This window comes from Enterobacter sp. QK-SA4 (assembly GCF_056856775.1).
Window position 1 is genome coordinate 3,733,715 of the sequence record NZ_JBXFXH010000007.1, and the last position, 15,842, is coordinate 3,749,556.

The 15,842-nt window shown below is 59.3% G+C and carries 9 protein-coding genes; 2 read left to right on the plus strand and 7 right to left on the minus strand.

Annotated features, from left to right (window positions below; translation table 11 throughout):
- Nucleotides 1-8: 8 nt before the first annotated feature.
- From AC1VYI_RS19660 to phoB, 7 genes are all read right to left on the minus strand, one after another.
- On the minus strand, nucleotides 9-1,394 hold the full coding sequence (locus tag AC1VYI_RS19660; protein WP_134866750.1) for a DUF3999 domain-containing protein: 1,386 nt from the start codon (nucleotides 1,392-1,394) through the stop codon (nucleotides 9-11).
- Nucleotides 1,391-4,006 carry a DUF2339 domain-containing protein gene (locus AC1VYI_RS19665; RefSeq protein WP_134866751.1) on the minus strand — a complete coding sequence of 872 codons (2,616 nt, stop codon included), beginning with the start codon at nucleotides 4,004-4,006 and terminating at the stop codon, nucleotides 1,391-1,393. The genes AC1VYI_RS19660 and AC1VYI_RS19665 overlap by 4 nt, the downstream gene beginning before the upstream one ends.
- Nucleotides 4,007-4,094: 88 nt before the next feature.
- The gene (malZ, locus tag AC1VYI_RS19670) at nucleotides 4,095-5,912 is read right to left on the minus strand and encodes a maltodextrin glucosidase (protein ID WP_134866752.1); all 1,818 of its coding nucleotides are present in this window, start codon (nucleotides 5,910-5,912) and stop codon (nucleotides 4,095-4,097) included.
- 161 nt (nucleotides 5,913-6,073) lie between these two features.
- The gene (proY, locus tag AC1VYI_RS19675) at nucleotides 6,074-7,447 is read right to left on the minus strand and encodes a proline-specific permease ProY (RefSeq protein ID WP_008503261.1); all 1,374 of its coding nucleotides are present in this window, start codon (nucleotides 7,445-7,447) and stop codon (nucleotides 6,074-6,076) included.
- Nucleotides 7,448-7,528: 81 nt separating this feature from the next.
- On the minus strand, nucleotides 7,529-8,848 hold the full coding sequence (gene brnQ / locus AC1VYI_RS19680) for a branched-chain amino acid transporter carrier protein BrnQ (RefSeq protein WP_023310545.1): 1,320 nt from the start codon (nucleotides 8,846-8,848) through the stop codon (nucleotides 7,529-7,531).
- 409 nt (nucleotides 8,849-9,257) lie between these two features.
- Nucleotides 9,258-10,553, minus strand: a complete 1,296-nt coding sequence (gene phoR, locus AC1VYI_RS19685; RefSeq protein WP_226483440.1) for a phosphate regulon sensor histidine kinase PhoR — start codon at nucleotides 10,551-10,553, stop codon at nucleotides 9,258-9,260.
- 21 nt (nucleotides 10,554-10,574) lie between these two features.
- Nucleotides 10,575-11,264 carry a phosphate response regulator transcription factor PhoB gene (phoB, locus tag AC1VYI_RS19690; RefSeq protein WP_008503265.1) on the minus strand — a complete coding sequence of 230 codons (690 nt, stop codon included), beginning with the start codon at nucleotides 11,262-11,264 and terminating at the stop codon, nucleotides 10,575-10,577.
- A 187-nt stretch (nucleotides 11,265-11,451) separates the two neighbouring features.
- Here phoB and sbcD point away from each other — a divergent pair, with 187 nt between their 5' ends.
- Together sbcD and sbcC are read left to right on the plus strand one after the other, a co-directional pair.
- Nucleotides 11,452-12,657, plus strand: coding sequence for an exonuclease subunit SbcD (sbcD, locus tag AC1VYI_RS19695; RefSeq protein ID WP_134866753.1), 1,206 nt, complete (start codon nucleotides 11,452-11,454; stop codon nucleotides 12,655-12,657).
- Nucleotides 12,654-15,785, plus strand: coding sequence for an exonuclease subunit SbcC (gene sbcC / locus AC1VYI_RS19700; protein ID WP_134866754.1), 3,132 nt, complete (start codon nucleotides 12,654-12,656; stop codon nucleotides 15,783-15,785). Before sbcD ends, sbcC begins: the two co-directional genes overlap by 4 nt.
- Nucleotides 15,786-15,842 lie beyond the last annotated feature (57 nt).

Sequence of the window (15,842 nt, forward strand, 5' to 3'; positions counted from 1 at the left end):
GCCTTTTTTTATGCCTTACGCTGCGTCTCTCGCCAGATGCGCCAGGCCATGCCCGCCAGCAGAATCACCCCCGCAATCAGCACGCCCCATACCAGAAGCGTGTTCATCCTGCTCTCCCGCTCGGCCGCAGAGGTAGCGGTCAGACGCTCCTGGCCGCCTAACGCGACATCATCCAGAATGTCGGCCTGCGGCAGGTTCGCCATGTCATAGGTCTTGCGCAGGTCGGCCGGGATCAGCATGCCGGGCTCCACGCTGGCAGGCTTCGCGGCGCCGTTGCCCCAGGCGAGCACGTACGGCGCTTTCCCCTGCGCGTTGAACACCAGGTCATAGCGGTCGCGATGTCCCGTGACGCTCGGCAGGTATTCTGGCAGACGCGCATTCAGCGTCGTGATTTTCACGGCCTGCACCAGCCCCCCGTTAAGCGAAACCGGTGGCGACGTTTTTCCCTCAAGACGGTAAAGGACCTCTTTCTTCAGAGGATGCCATGGGTCTTTTTCCGTACTCCGCCACGCGATCTCAACGGGAAGGACGCCATCGCCATTCAGTGAGATGCTGACAGCACTCAGCGGCTGCGGGCGCGCCCAGTGCCACTGCGCTTCGCTTGTCGATAGCTGCTCCCCTTCCCCCTCAAGGTCGATAGCTTCCGGGGATGCCTGGGCAGGTGCGCTGATTGCGTTTACGCCGGTCAAGGTTATCCTCTGGCTCTGCGCATTCAGCACCACCATGAGATAGCGATTCGCATCGGGAGATAAAACCGTATCGGTATCGATCCGATCGAGCTTAAGACGGTCCTGGCCGCTGACGACGTCCAGCAATGGCATATCCTCACGCAGGGTATACCAGCGCTTAAGATCCTCGCTGTGATAGACCGACGCCGTCCCCTGCCACGGCGTCTGCGGAGTATTCCAGAGCAGCTGCAGCTGGGATATGGCGAGCTCCCCCGTCGCCTGCTCCGGCAGGGTCAGCAGATAATGTTGCCCGGCTGCGGCGGCTTTTTGCCCCTCCAGCACAATCTCAACGCCGTTTCCGGAACGGAGCAGGATCTTATCGCTGTCACCGGATCCTTGCGAAGCCGCAAGCGGCGAGGCGTCCAGCGGGAAGAGGCGCAGCGCAGTGGATTGCGCTGGCGTCTGCGGACGCGTCGCGCTGACCAGGCTGAAGGGAACCGGCTCGCCCGACTGGTTAAAGACGCGGACATCATGCAGATCCGGCCACGTACTTTGCTCATAGACGGCGAGCGGCAGCAGCACCCGATACCACTGGGAGGGAACAGACGTATCCAGTGAAAGACCAAAGGCATAGTCCCGGGGCGATTCCGTTTGTCCCTCATCGCAGAACGCCGGGCCGGAAAGCGCCAGCAGCGCGGTACAGGCTACCGCTTTCATCCATTTCATTTTTCATCTCCTGTTTTGGGCGGTAGCGGTGAGAAATACCCCACGATCAGAACCAGTATCGCCACGCCGATAAACGCCACCGCGCGCGACAAACCGCCTCCGCCCGCGCTGTCCACCAGCATCAGTTTAACCATCACCACGCCCAGCAGCGCGGCACCGCAGAGCCACTCCTGCCGGGAAGCCCGACGGGTGGCATGGATCATGACCACCAGCGCGCTCAGCATCCAGAACAGGGCAAAACTGGTCTGGATAAGCCGCGAATCCCACAGCGATGCCATATTCCAGGCTACGTCGCCGTACCATGCCAGGGCGCGCATCAGCGCACCGTTTAGCCACCAGAAGCCAAACGCCATAATCGCGACGGCGGGCCACGGACGCGCTTGCGCAAGCCATGCCGGATAGTAGCGTTCTACCGCCCGATAAAAGACGACCAGCCCCAGCAGCGCGAACGCCGCGCCTTCCTCAAGCGGGTTTACCAGCGGCAGCCAGGTCTGACGATAGACCACGCCGTCCTGGAAATTGGTCACCACCAGCAGTACCAGCAGCGCCACGACGGCAGGGATCGGCGCCAGGCAGGCGTAGAGCGCAGGCCACTCCCGGAACGGCCACACGCGACGCCGTACGGCTGCAGAAAGCGCCATAATCACCCCGCCGCCTGCGGCCATCGCTAATCCGCTGCCCCAGGCCGCCATGCCCCACGGCAACGACCGGGCAAACCAGTAAAGCTCCGCGGCCAGCGCCAGCAAAATCATCCAGAACAGCGACAGATGCAGCCCCATCGCGATGCGCGGCAGGAGTCTTTCACCGTCGCGCCGCAGCAGCATCAGCGCGGCAGGAAGCGCAACGCACCAGGCGAGGTTTGACCAGCCGGCGGCAACGATCTGCTGGTGCCAGAGCTGATAACCCACCATCAGCAGCATAACCGGCCACAGCAGCCATTTGCTGGCATCCAGCTCCCGCCACGCCAGACGAGCAGCCGCCTGCCGCCAGCCCCAAACCGATGCCGCCGTCAGCGCCAGCACGCCCGCAAGAATCGGTAATTCCTTCGTCAGTGCCAGCCGCGATGCACCCAATAGCGCCACGAGCCAGAACAGCAGCCCGCCTGCCAGCAGCGCCCAGCTGACCGGCAGAAAGAGAGTCCGCCACAGCCAGGCCGCAGCCAGCCAGCAAAGGCTGAGGATGGTGAAGATCAGCAGCAGGCTCAGGGACGTAACGCCGTTCGTTTGCGCCCACAGCGCGCTGCCGAGCGCCAGCACCAGCAGCGCCGTCCCGCTATAGCTCATGCGACGCTGGTTCTGCTGCACGCCCAGCCAGAGGATACCCAGCCCTTCCAGCGCCCAGGCCATCGCCGTCCAGCGCGCAGACAGCGCCAGCGGAATGGCGAGCGTGGCAAATCCGCCGCCGATTGCCAGCGCCGCCATGACCAGAGGTCGCCCGATAGAGGGATAGCGCCGCAGCGCAAGGAACGCGAGGGTAAGATAGAATGCACCGTAGCCCAGCGCGCTCAGGGCCGGTCCATATTCCCAGTGCCGGGTCATGCCGTACTGCATCCCGAAACCGATCAGCGGCGGAGCAAACAGCAGCACGCCGTCAATAATTTGCTTCCCTTTCTCCTGCGCCCGCAGCGACAGCGCCACGCTCAGGACGCCGAATATCAGCGTATTGGCAATCAGAAACAGCTGGCAGACCCAATAGTCTTCAGGCTGGTAGTCATTCAGCCCCCACAGGCCGCCCACGCCGAACGTAAACAGTAGCCCGAGCAGATTCAGCTCGCGCCAGTGCTGCCAGATGCTGATAGCGAGAATGCCGATGGAAAGCAGGAGATAGAAAGAGAACAGCGCCACAAAGCTGCCGCCCCCGGTAGATAAGAGCAGCGGCGCAAGATACCCGCCGAGGCTCGCCAGCATGGCCAGGCTCAGCGCCTTCTGCAGCACCGCCAGCCCGACGCTCGCCGCGCAAATCACCACCAGAAGCGCAAAGGCCAGCGTCATCGGCAGCATTTGCCAGAGCCGAAAGGCACCAAACACCGTCAGGTAGAGCACGCCGGTCGCCCCGCCCTGGAGGATCAGCGCATAGACACGCTGCCTGTGCCGCAGCCGCCACCCGACCGCCAGCAGGACGATGGCAAACAGCGCCGTTGCCACGAGGCGCAGCTCAAGCGGGAACAGGGAATGTTCCACGGTATAGCGCAGCAGGAATGAAAGACCGAGGAAGAGCAGCAGGATCCCAAGCTTCGCCAGCGGGTTACCCTGCATAAACCAGCGCACCAGCGACGTCAGGATGCCGCCAAAGGCAGAAGGCTGTTTTGCCGCAGGCGTCGGGGCCGGAGCGGGTTCTGCCACGGCAGCGGGAGTATCGGAACGCCAGGGGTCGACAGGCGCGGGAGCATCTTCAACCACCGGCGCGGTCACGACCGCCGGAGCGGCAGACTGCACCGGCTCTGGCGCTATCTCATTCGCGCCGCGCTGTTCAAGCGCCTCAATGCGCTGGCGTAGCCGGGCGATCTCCTGTCGAGCCGCCGTACTTCGGTTAAAGCCGATAACCGCAAGCACGGGTGCCACCACCAGCGCAAATACCAGGAACAAACAGCCAAGGATGTAAAGCTCGTCCATGTTTCCACCTTCACCGTAAACGATCCGTTAAGATTGACACAAATAGTTGCATTTGCGCCATCTTAAAAGGTGGAAACATTAGCAGGTCTTAGCTGCCAAACCAGATTGTCGCGGATGCCGCAGGCAGCGCCAGCACGCCGTCCTGTATCGTTGCCTTGCCCTCTTTATTCTTCCACGCCGCCACCTTCAGCAGCGGTGAATCATCCAGCACCACTTCGCAGGCTTCGCCCCGGTTAATGGCCACCAGCACGCGCTGCTGATTGTAGACGCGAGCAAACACCACCACGTTATCGTGGGCATACACCACCTGACAGCCGCCGTAGCGAAGGGCGAGACTCTGCTTACGCAGCTTCGCCAGCCGCTGATACAGGCTGAACAGCACCTTGTCCTGCTTCTCTGGCTCCCACGGGAAGGTTTTCCGGCAGAACGGATCGTTGTTGCCGTCCAGCCCCACTTCGTCTCCATAATAGATGCACGGCACGCCCGGCCAGGTGAAGAGCCAGGTCACCGCCAGCGGCAGACGCGCCACATCCTTGCCGAGCAGGGATTTAAAGCGGGCGGTATCATGGCTATCGAGCTGGTTGAACATCCGCAGCTGCTGCTGATGAGACAGACCGGCGCGATAGTTCTCCATCCACGCCATGCAGGTTTCAGCGTCGATATGATTCGGATCGTAGGAGATGTCGGTGTTAGCGAGGAATCCCCACAGCGGGAAGGTAAAGCCGCGATAGTTCATCGCCGCATCTTCCGCATCGTTCTGCAGCCACTGGCGCGCGTCGCCAAAGTGCTCGCCAAAGACGAACGCCTCTGGCTGGGCCGCTTTTGCCGAGCGCGTAATCCCGGCGACGTGCTGAAGGTTATTCCGCGCCCCGCCCGCTTCGCCGAGCATATGCACTACGTCCAGACGCCAGCCGTCCATATTCCACGGCGCCTTCAGCCAGTGACGGACGATGCTGTCTTCACCGCCGTAGATTTCATTCACGAGCGTTGGCGACTGGAAATCCAGCTTCGGCAGGCTGGCGTAACCCAGCCAGTCCAGCGCGCGGCCCTCCTCGTTAAAGCTGTACCAGTCGCGCTGCGGCGACTCCGGGTTATGACATGCCCCGCCCATCGACTGGTTATGACGGTCAAACCAGGCGTGCGAATCTCCGCTGTGGTTGAACACGCCGTCCAGAATCAGGCGCATGCCTTCGTTTTGGGTGTTCTTACGCAGGCGCAGCAGCGCCTCGTCACCGCCAAACTGCGCGTCAACGTGGCGATAATCTTCGGTATCGTATTTGTGCACGCTCGGGGCTTTAAACACCGGGTTGAGATACAGCGCCGTCACGCCGAGCTTTTTCAGGTACGGCAGCTTTTCGCTGATGCCGTCGAGATCGCCCCCGTAGAAGGTCGATCCGCCCGCCTGCGCGGTCAGCGGCTCATCCCACGCTTTTAGGATAATGTCATGGCCCGCGGCATGGTGGTAGTAGACCTTATTCTGGTCGGCAGTGCGCTTTTCGCTGCGCGCAAAACGGTCCGGGAAAATCTGGTAAAAGACCTGATCGTTAACCCACTGCGGGCCGTTATCCGGGTAATCCACAGCAAACTGCTCCAGCCGTGCGGGCGGGAAACGGCTAAACCCCTGCGGGGTAAACCACAGCTGACGGTTGTTCCACAAAAGCTTGAAGCTGTAGCGGCGACGCGGCTGTCCGCTACGCAGGTCGATATTCGCACGCCAGGCGGTGATCCCCGGCTGCGGCTGGCTGCGCAGCTTGTGCATTTTCAGCCCGGTCTCTTCGTTATCGATTTCGGCGCGGAGCGTCACGCGTTCAGGCTGATTTTCACCCGCCAGCCAGAGCGTAATCACCAGGTTGTCTTTGTTTTGCTTAACAAATGGGGCAACCGGAAGGTGCCAGGCGTTTAACATCACGAATCCCCTTTGATGAAATTGACGTCACCTTGCCACAGGGTGGTTAAGGATAGCTCACCATGATGGGATTTATTGGGGGAGGAGGACGGGGGAGGAGTTTTTTGGGGGTAAAAGGGAGTGTAGGCCGGGTAAGCGCAGCGCCACCCGGCATTTTTACCTTACTGCGCTTCCGCCAACTGACGGTCGCGGCGGCATTTAAACACCCAGCCCACCAGCAGCAGCACGATCCACGCGCAGCCCACGTAGAGCGAAATGCGGGTGTCCGGATGGTAGCCAATCAGGCCAATGATAAACACCAGGAAAATCAGCCCGACGACGGTGGTCGCAACGCCGCCCGGTACTTTGAACTTCAGCGCTTTCGCCTCATCCGGTGACAGGCGACGGCGGAAGGCAATCTGCGACAGCAGGATCATGATCCACACCCACACCGTCGCGAAGGTTGCCAGGGACGCAATCACCAGGAAGACGTTCTCCGGCATGATGTAGTTCAGGTAAACCGAGAACAGCAGCGCCACGGTCATCACCACGACGGTCACCCACGGCGTGCCGCGGCGTGAGGTTTTGGCGAACACCTTCGGCGCACTGCCCTGCTCCGCCATGCCGTGCAGCATACGGCCCACGCCAAAGACGTCGCTGTTGATCGCCGAAAGCGACGCGGTCAGCACCACAAAGTTGAGAATGCTGGCCGCAAACGCAATGCCCATATGCTGGAAGGTCAGGACAAACGGGCTACCGTTGGTGCCTACCTGGTTCCACGGGTAGATGGACATGATCACGAACAGCGTACCCACATAAAACACCAGAATACGCATCGGCACCGAGTTGATCGCACGCGGAATGGATTTCTCCGGGTCTTTCGCTTCCCCGGCGGTGATACCGATAATCTCGATACCGCCGTAGGCGAACATCACCATCTGCAGCGACATCACCATCCCGAGCCAGCCGTTGCTGAAGAAGCCACCGTTGCTCCAGAGGTTGTGGATCCCGGTCGGCTGCCCGCCGTTGCCAATCCCCCAGATGATAATCCCAAAACCGGCCACAATCATGATGATGATGGTGGCGACCTTGAAGAAGGAGAACCAGAACTCCAGCTCGCCGAACACCTTCACGCTCATCAGGTTGACGGCGCAAATGATCAGCACCACGCTCAGCACCCAAATCCAGTGCGGTACCGCCGGGAACCAGACGCCCATGTAGATGCCAAATGCCGTCACGTCGGCAATCGCCACAATCAGGATTTCGAAGCAGTAGGTCCAGCCGGTGATAAACCCGGCCAGCGGGCCGAGGTTTTCCTGCGCGTAGCGGGAGAATGAGCTGGCGGAGGGGTTGTGAACCGACATTTCGCCGAGGGCGCGCATGATGATATACGCCGCCACGCCGCCGATAATGTACGCCAGCAGAACGCTGGGACCGGCCATTTTGATGGCATCTGCCGAGCCATAAAAAAGACCGGTGCCGATAGCAGAGCCCAGCGCCATAAAGCGGATGTGGCGCGTGCTCAATCCACGTTTAAGTTTGTTAGTGCTTTCCATTTAAATCTTGCCATTCAACACGAAAAAAACAAAAAACCACGGGGCCTTAAGCCCCGTGGTTAAACAGTTTGTTGCCGTTGATTAATGAGCGTTCGATGCGACCTGACGCCCTGCAGCACGGTCCCAGATAATCGCCAGAACCAGTGCAACAACGGTAGGCATCAGCCAGGCCAGCCCCTGCTCGGACAGCGGCAGACGCTGTGTCCATGCCGGCAGTATGTGCGCGAAAGCTGATGCTTTAATCCCGTCAAGGATACCAAAAATCAGGCTGATAAACATGGCTGGCGCAATAATTCGTGAAGAGTTGTTCCACCACGGGCGAGTAAAGCTCAGCACGACCAGCACGATACACGGCGGATAAATCGCCGTCAGCACCGGAATCGAGACCTGAATCAGGTGGCTCAGACCGAGGTTGGACACCGCCATAGAGAAGATGCCGAGGATAAACACCAGGGTGCGGTAAGAGAGCGGCAGATACTGTGCAAAGAACTCTGCGCAGGCGCAGGTCAGGCCAACCGCCGTCACCAGACACGCCAGGAAAATCAGCGCTGCCAGCAGCATACTGCCCGCACCGCCAAAGGTGTGCTGAACGTAGGCGTGCAGGATAGCCGCACCGTTGGCGTTCTGCTCAACCAGCATGGCGCTGTCGGAGCCCAGACGGAACAGCGCCAGATAGAGCAGCGTCAGCCCTACGCCAGCCATCAGACCGGCCCAGATGGTATAGCGGGTCAGCAGACGCGCTTCGGTCACACCGCGGGAACGCGCGGCGTTAACAATAACGATACCAAACACCATGGCGCCCAGCGTATCCATCGTCAGGTAGCCGTTCACAAAGCCGTTAGAGAACGCGGCGTTTTTATAGGCGTCCATCGCGTCGCTAATCGGGCCCGCTGGCCAGACGATGGCCGCTACCGCCAGAACAATCAGCGCCACAATTTTCAGCGGAGCCAGGAAGTTACCCACGGTATCCAGCAGTTTTCCCGGATAGAGGGAAACCAGAATCACGATCGCGAAGTAGATCAGGCTGTAGATAAACAGCGGCATCGCGCCGTCACCGGTCAGGGGAGCAATACCCACTTCGAAGGAAACGGTTGCCGTACGCGGGGTCGCAAACAGCGGGCCAACGGCGAGATAGCAGACGGTTGCCAGCAGAACGCCCGCCACTTTGCCAATCGGGGTGCTGAGGCTATCCACACCGCCGCCGACTTTCGCCAGCGCAACGACGGTCAGAACCGGCAGACCCACGGCAGTAATCAGGAAACCAAACGCGGCGGTCCAGACGTGTTCACCCGCCTGTAAGCCAACCATTGGAGGGAAAATGATGTTGCCTGCGCCAACGAACAGCGCAAATGTCATAAAGCCCAGCGCGATGATGTCACGCGATTTTAAGTGATGGGTCATAAAACCTTACTGCCTGTGGATGTGGTGTTGAAAACATTGAGATTTTCGATTTCCCTGACGGGACGATACAGCCGAAAATTTGCTCAATTTCAGCGGGAAATGCTCCCGTCCTGGCGTGGAGAAGAATAGTTTTTCGATTTACCACGCAAATACAGTCGGTCTGACAGTATCTGGGGCGCAATTTAAACGCTTATAACGTTTAAAGGCAAGGTGGGATCGCAAAACCAGAACAATATGCCATCATGAAAATACACCTCAGAACAATACGCTATTTATAAGAAAAACCCATGGCTAATCATGCGAACAAAAAACAGTCAGCCGTATAAAATTCATCCGCGTTTCGCTTGACTGCAAAGCAAACGGGCCAGCAGACGCTGACCCGTGGAAAGGTAAAATGACACGCCTGCCGTCAGGCGATCTTTTTGGCAATTAATCGTTCCGGAATAACGAAACTGAAGCGGGTTCCTTTACCCAGCGTACTCTGAATATCGAGACGGCTTTCATGGTGATTCACCGCGTGTTTCACAATTGCCAGCCCCAGACCGCTTCCGCCAGTCTGCCGGGATCGCGCTTTATCCACACGGTAAAAGCGCTCGGTCAGGCGCGGAATATGCTCAGGCGCAATTCCCGGCCCGTTGTCTTCCACGCTAAACTCAGCCCCCGTTGGGGCATGATGCCAGCGCACCACGATATTCGTCCCCTCCGGCGTATGATTCACCGCGTTATACACCAGGTTGGAAATGGCGCTACGCAGTTCATCTTCGCTGCCCAGCACCTTCAGCGTATTGTCGACCTCAAAGGCCAGGTGATGCTTTTTGTGGCTTAGCGTCTGCGCTTCACGCTCAACGACCCGCAGCATCATCGGCACATCAATGGTGTCATTTAGCGCGAGCGTTGGCGCCGCTTCAATCTTCGAGAGCGTCAGCAGCTGCTTCACCAGCCCTTCCATCCGGTGCGTTTGCTCGCGCATGGTGTGCAGCGCTTTTTCACGCGGCGCGCCTTCCAGCGTTTGCTCCTGCATCATCTCCAGGTATCCCTGAAGCACGGTCAGCGGGGTACGCAGTTCGTGACTGACGTTGGCGAAGAAGTTGCGACGCGCCCCTTCCAGCTGGTGCATCTGGGTGACATCGCGCGCCACCATCAGCCACTGCTTATCGCTGTAGGGCATCACGCGGATTTCCAGATGGCGACCATTATTGAGCTTCAGATTGTGCGGGCGGGTAAAATCACGCTTTTTCAGATACAGCGTAAATTCGGGATAGCGTAGAAGGTTGAGGATATTCTGGCCATTGTCGTCGGGCCAGCGCAGGCCCAGCAGCTGTTGCGCAAGGCCGTTACACCAGAAGATCGTCCCTTCTTCGGTCGTCAGAATAACGGCATCCGGCAGCGACTCTGCACCGCTGCGAAAACGCTTAATCAGGCTTCCCAGCTCGCGGCGACGCTTTTTATTACGCATCTGCATCTGATGCAGACCGTACAGCAGCGGCTCCCAGCTGCCGCTTCCCGGCGGCGGCGTCATACTTCGGTCAACCCACAGCCACCAGGAGAGGCGCAGCAGGTTCCAGAAATGCCAGATCAGCAGCCCGGTGACCGACGCCAGCAGAAACCACGGCAGGTGTCCAAGAAAGGCCCCCAGAAGGAAGGCCGGAATACAGCATAAGATCAGTTCAAAGACGAGCCTTTTCCATGACAGACGTTCCAGCACGCGTCACACTCCTGTCATTGTTCAGAAACGGGTAGAAAAACGATAACCCGTGCCGCGGACCGTCTGCACCATGCGATCGTGGCCGCTCAGTTCCAGTGCTTTTCGCAGGCGGCGAATATGTACGTCAACCGTCCGGTCTTCGACATACACGTTAGTTCCCCAGACGTTATTCAGCAACTGCTCGCGGCTGTAAACGCGTTCCGGGTGGGTCATAAAGAAGTGCAGGAGTTTAAATTCGGTAGGCCCCATGTCGAGAGGATTTTCACCGGTCATGACGCGGTGTGAGGTGGGGTCAAGGCTCAGCCCCTGCATCTCAATCACCTCTTCCACCGCCATCGGCGAAATACGGCGCATCACGGCTTTAATGCGGGCAACCAGCTCTTTTGGGGAGAACGGTTTTGTAATGTAATCGTCCGCGCCGGTCTCCAGACCGCGCACGCGATCCTCTTCTTCTCCGCGCGCCGTGAGCATCACAACCGGGATGTCGCGGGTCAGCGCTTCACGCTTCAGGTGTTTGATAAACTGCAGTCCGGAGCCGCCGGGCAACATCCAGTCCAGCAGAATCAGATCGGGCCAGGGTTCATTCAGCTGGTTCACTGCGCTGTCATAATCTTCCGCTTCAACCGGCTGGAAGCCGTTTTGCTCGAGCACGAAGCACACCATTTCACGAATTGGAGCTTCATCTTCTACGACCAGAATACGTCTCGCCATACTTTGCCCTGTCTTATCTTATTTAAGTTACAAGTTTGTAATTCGGCGCCATTATGCGTCAGATTTATGACAGATTTATGAAAAACAGTACCACGATAAGGGGCAAACCGTTGTTTTATTACAGCGGTTATTTTCCCGTCTCTGAACGTTTATAATCCTGCTTTCTCTTTTTTGCCACGGATCAGCTATGCGCATACTTCACACCTCGGACTGGCATCTGGGTCAAAATTTTTACAGCAAAAGCCGTGCGGCTGAACATGAAGCCTTCCTGAACTGGCTGCTGGAAACGGCCCGGACGCACGAGGTGGACGCGATTATTGTGGCGGGTGACATCTTTGATACCGGCTCACCCCCCAGTTATGCGCGTGAACTGTACAACCGCTTCGTGGTGAATTTGCAGCAAACCGGCTGTCATCTGGTGATTGTCGCCGGCAACCATGATTCCGTCGCGACGCTCAATGAATCCCGCGACATCCTGGCATTTCTCAATACCACCGTCGTCGCCAGCGCCGGGCACGCCCCGCAGATCCTGAAAAAACGCGACGGCACGCCGGGGGCGGTGCTGTGCCCCATTCCCTTTTTACGGCCGCGCGACATCGTGCAAAGCCAGGCGGGGCTGTCGGGTGCGGAAAAGCAGCAGCATCTATTACAGGCCATCACCGACTATTATCACCAGCAGCACGCCGATGCCTGCGCCCTGCGCGGCGACCAGCCGATTCCGGTGATTGCGACGGGGCATCTCACCACCGTCGGGGCCAGTAAAAGTGACGCGGTACGTGACATCTATATCGGCACGCTGGATGCCTTTCCGGCGCAGAACTTCCCGCCAGCCGACTACATTGCGCTCGGGCACATACACCGGGCTCAGATCGTCGGCGGCAGCGAGCACATCCGCTACTGCGGCTCGCCAATTTCGCTCAGCTTTGACGAAACGGGCAAGGCCAAATCCGTCCATCTGGTGAGCTTCTCCGAAGGAAAACTTCACGCCGTCGAGACGCTGGAGGTGCCCGTCACCCAGCCTCTGGCGGTGCTGAAGGGCGATCTTGACGCCATTACCGCCCAGCTTGAGCAGTGGCGCGGAACAGCGCTTAACCCGCCCATCTGGCTGGATATCGAAATCACCACCGACGACTACCTGCACGATATGCAGCGAAAAATTCAGGCGCTGACGGAAGATTTACCCGTCGAAGTCTTACTGGTACGCCGCAGCCGCGAGCAGCGAGAGAAAATTCTGTTAAGCGCTCAACGCGAAACGCTCAGTGAACTGCGGGTTGAAGAGGTGTTTGAACGCAGGCTCTCGCAGGAGGAAATTGACGACGCGAAGCGCGCAAGACTCAGCGAACTGTTCAGCCATACCCTGCATGCGCTCAATGATGAGGAAGAAAACGCATGAAAATTTTGAGCCTGCGTCTGAAAAATCTCAACTCCCTCAAGGGCGAGTGGAAAATTGACTTTACCGCGGAGCCGTTTGCCAGCAACGGTCTGTTTGCCATCACCGGCGCAACCGGGGCAGGTAAAACCACCCTGCTTGACGCCATCTGTCTGGCGCTTTATCACGAAACGCCACGCCTGCAGAAGGTTTCTCAGGCGCAAAACGACCTGATGACGCGCGACACCGCCGAGTGCCTGGCGGAAGTGGAGTTCGAGGTAAAAGGCACCGCCTATCGCGCATTCTGGAGCCAGAACCGCGCGCGCAACCAGCCGGACGGAAACCTGCAGGCGCCGCGCGTGGAGCTGGCGCGCTGCGAAGATGGCAAAATCCTGGCCGACAAAGTGACGGATAAACTGGAGCAAACCGCCGCGCTCACCGGGCTGGACTATGGCCGCTTCACCCGCTCCATGCTGCTCTCACAGGGGCAGTTTGCCGCCTTCCTTAATGCCAAGCCGAGCGATCGCGCCGAGCTGCTGGAGGAGCTGACCGGCACCGAGATCTACGGCCAGATTTCCGCCATGGTGTTTGAGAAACACAAAGCCGCCCGCAGCGTGCTTGAAAAGTGCGAGGCGCAGGCGGCGGGCGTCGTGCTGTTGAGCGAAGAGCAACAGCAGCAGTTGCAGCAAAGTTTGCAGGTGCTTACTGACGAAGAGAAAACCCTGCTGGTTCAGCAGCAAAGCCAACAGAAAGATTTTCAGTGGCTTACGCGCCATGATGAGCTCGTGCTTGAGCAGCAGCGCGTCACCGCGATGCAGCAGCAGGCGCAGCAGGCGCTGACGAACGCTGCGCCAGAGCTGGCAAAGCTCCAGCTTGCTCTGCCCGCCGCCCAGCTTCGACCGCTTTGGGAGCACCAGCAGGAGCAAACCGCGCGCCTGGCGCAAACCCAGCAGCGAATTATTGAAGTAAATACTCGCTTACAAGCCAAAACCGCGCTGCGCGCGCGGATCCGTCATACCGCCCAGCGGAATCATGAGCAGCTTCAGACCGAACTGACGGCGCTGGCGCAGTGGCTGGCGGAGCACGAACGCTATCGCCTGCTGGGGCAGGAGATTGCCGGCTGGCGTGCCCAGTTCTCTCAGCTTAACCGCGACAAAACGCAGTTAGCCTCGCTTGCTGCGCGGATGGGGGAATTACGCAACAGGCTGGCTGAGATGCCGGAAAATTCGCTGACGCTGACGGCAGATGAGGTCAGCGCGGCTATGGAGCAGCAGTCCCGGTCACGCACGCTGCGTCAGCGGCTGACGTCGCTGCATGCCCGCTATCAGCCGCTGCAAAAGCGCCTGCGCCAGAGCGGTGAAAGCGTGCTGAAGGCCCAGGCCGAACAAAACAAACTCAATGAAACGCTGACGCTGCGTCGCCAGCAGTACAAAGAGAAACACCAGCACTATCTGGACCTCAAGGCCCTCTGCGAAACCGAAGCGACGATCAAAAAGCTGGAACATTATCGTTCGCAGCTTGAGGCCGGCAAACCCTGTCCGCTGTGCGGCTCCAGCGAGCATCCCGCCGTTGCGCAATACCAGTCGCTTGAGCTGACGGATAACCAGCGCCGCCGTGATGACCTGGAAAAAGAGGTCGCCGCCCTTAAAGAGGAAGGGCTGCTGGTGCTGGGGCAGGTAAATGCCCTGACGCAGCAGATCCAGCGCGAGACAGACGACGCCCAGACGCTTTCTCAGGAAGAGCAAGCGCTCACTAAAGAGTGGGTGGCGGCCTGCACGTCCCTGAACATTACCTTGAATATTCAGGACGATATCGCGCCATGGTTGAACGAACAGGAACATTACGAGCGCCAGCTTTATCAGCTCAGTCAGCGTCTCACCCTGCAGAACCAACTGAGCGAACAGGAAACGCAGGAGCGGCAGTATCAGCAGCAGCTGGCGGCCACGCGGCAGGCGCTGGAGCATGCCCTGCTCGCGCTCTCACTTAACGCACCTGAAGAGAGTCAGGAAGCCGCCTGGCTTCAGGCCCGTGAAGCTGAATTCGCGCAGTGGCAGGAGAAACAAACGCAGCACGGCGTGCTTCAGGAACGTATAAACGCCCTGAAGCCACTGCTCGACGCGCTTCCGGCAACGAACAGCGAAGACGCCGAACCGGTTATTCCTGATAACTGGCGCGCCATCCACGACGAATGCGTGTCGCTGCAAAGCCAGCTGAGGGCGCAACAGCAGCAGGAAGCGCTGGAGCGAGAGCGCCTGCAGCAGTCGCAGACGCAGTTCACCGCGGCGCTCTCCGCGAGCTGCTTTGCCGATCGGGACGCGTTTCTTGCCGCCCTGCTGGATGACGATGCCATTCGCCACCTCGAACAGCGAAAGCAGTCGCTGGAAAACCAGATACAGCAGGCCGCGGCGCTGTGCGGGCAAGCGAACCAACAGCTGCAGTCTCATCTGGCGCAGAGGCCGCAAGGGCTCGACGCCGATCTATCCACGCTGCAAATCCAGCTGCAGCAGCTGGCGCAACAGCTGCGCGAGAACACCACGCATCAGGGCGAGATCCGTCAGCAGCTTAAGCAGGACAGCGATAACCGGCAGCACCAGCTGGCGTTGATGCAGCAAATTGAAGAGGCCGCGCGCCAGGCGGATGACTGGGGGTACCTGAACGCACTGATCGGCTCCAGCACCGGCGACAAGTTCCGTAAGTTCGCCCAGGGGCTGACGCTGGACAATCTTGTCTGGCTTGCTAACCAGCAGCTTAACCGTCTGCACGGGCGTTATTTATTGCAGCGTAAGGCCAGCGACGCGCTGGAGCTGGAAGTGGTGGATACGTGGCAGGCGGATGCGGTCCGCGATACCCGCACCCTCTCCGGCGGCGAGAGCTTCCTGGTCAGCCTGGCGCTGGCGCTGGCGCTTTCCGATCTGGTGAGTCATAAAACGCGGATCGATTCGCTGTTCCTGGATGAAGGGTTCGGCACGCTCGACAGTGAAACGCTGGATACCGCGCTGGATGCGCTCGACGCGCTGAACGCCACCGGGAAAACCATCGGCGTGATCAGCCACGTTGAGGCGATGAAAGAGCGCATTCCGGTGCAGATCAAGGTGAAGAAGATCAACGGGCTGGGGTACAGCAGGCTGGATAAGGTGTTTGCGGTGGAATAAATGGGGATCGGTGCGGTCTGGTGCCCTCACCCTGGCCCTCTCCCACAGGGAGAGGGA

Coding starts and splice junctions, on each gene's coding strand:
- AC1VYI_RS19660 (WP_134866750.1), bottom strand. CDS start 1,394: ATGAAATGGATGAAAGCGGTAGCCTGTACCGCGCTGCTGGCGCTTTCC.
- malZ (WP_134866752.1), bottom strand. CDS start 5,912: ATGTTAAACGCCTGGCACCTTCCGGTTGCCCCATTTGTTAAGCAAAAC.
- sbcC (WP_134866754.1), top strand. CDS start 12,654: ATGAAAATTTTGAGCCTGCGTCTGAAAAATCTCAACTCCCTCAAGGGC.
- proY (WP_008503261.1), bottom strand. CDS start 7,447: ATGGAAAGCACTAACAAACTTAAACGTGGATTGAGCACGCGCCACATC.
- brnQ (WP_023310545.1), bottom strand. CDS start 8,848: ATGACCCATCACTTAAAATCGCGTGACATCATCGCGCTGGGCTTTATG.
- phoB (WP_008503265.1), bottom strand. CDS start 11,264: ATGGCGAGACGTATTCTGGTCGTAGAAGATGAAGCTCCAATTCGTGAA.
- sbcD (WP_134866753.1), top strand. CDS start 11,452: ATGCGCATACTTCACACCTCGGACTGGCATCTGGGTCAAAATTTTTAC.
- AC1VYI_RS19665 (WP_134866751.1), bottom strand. CDS start 4,006: ATGGACGAGCTTTACATCCTTGGCTGTTTGTTCCTGGTATTTGCGCTG.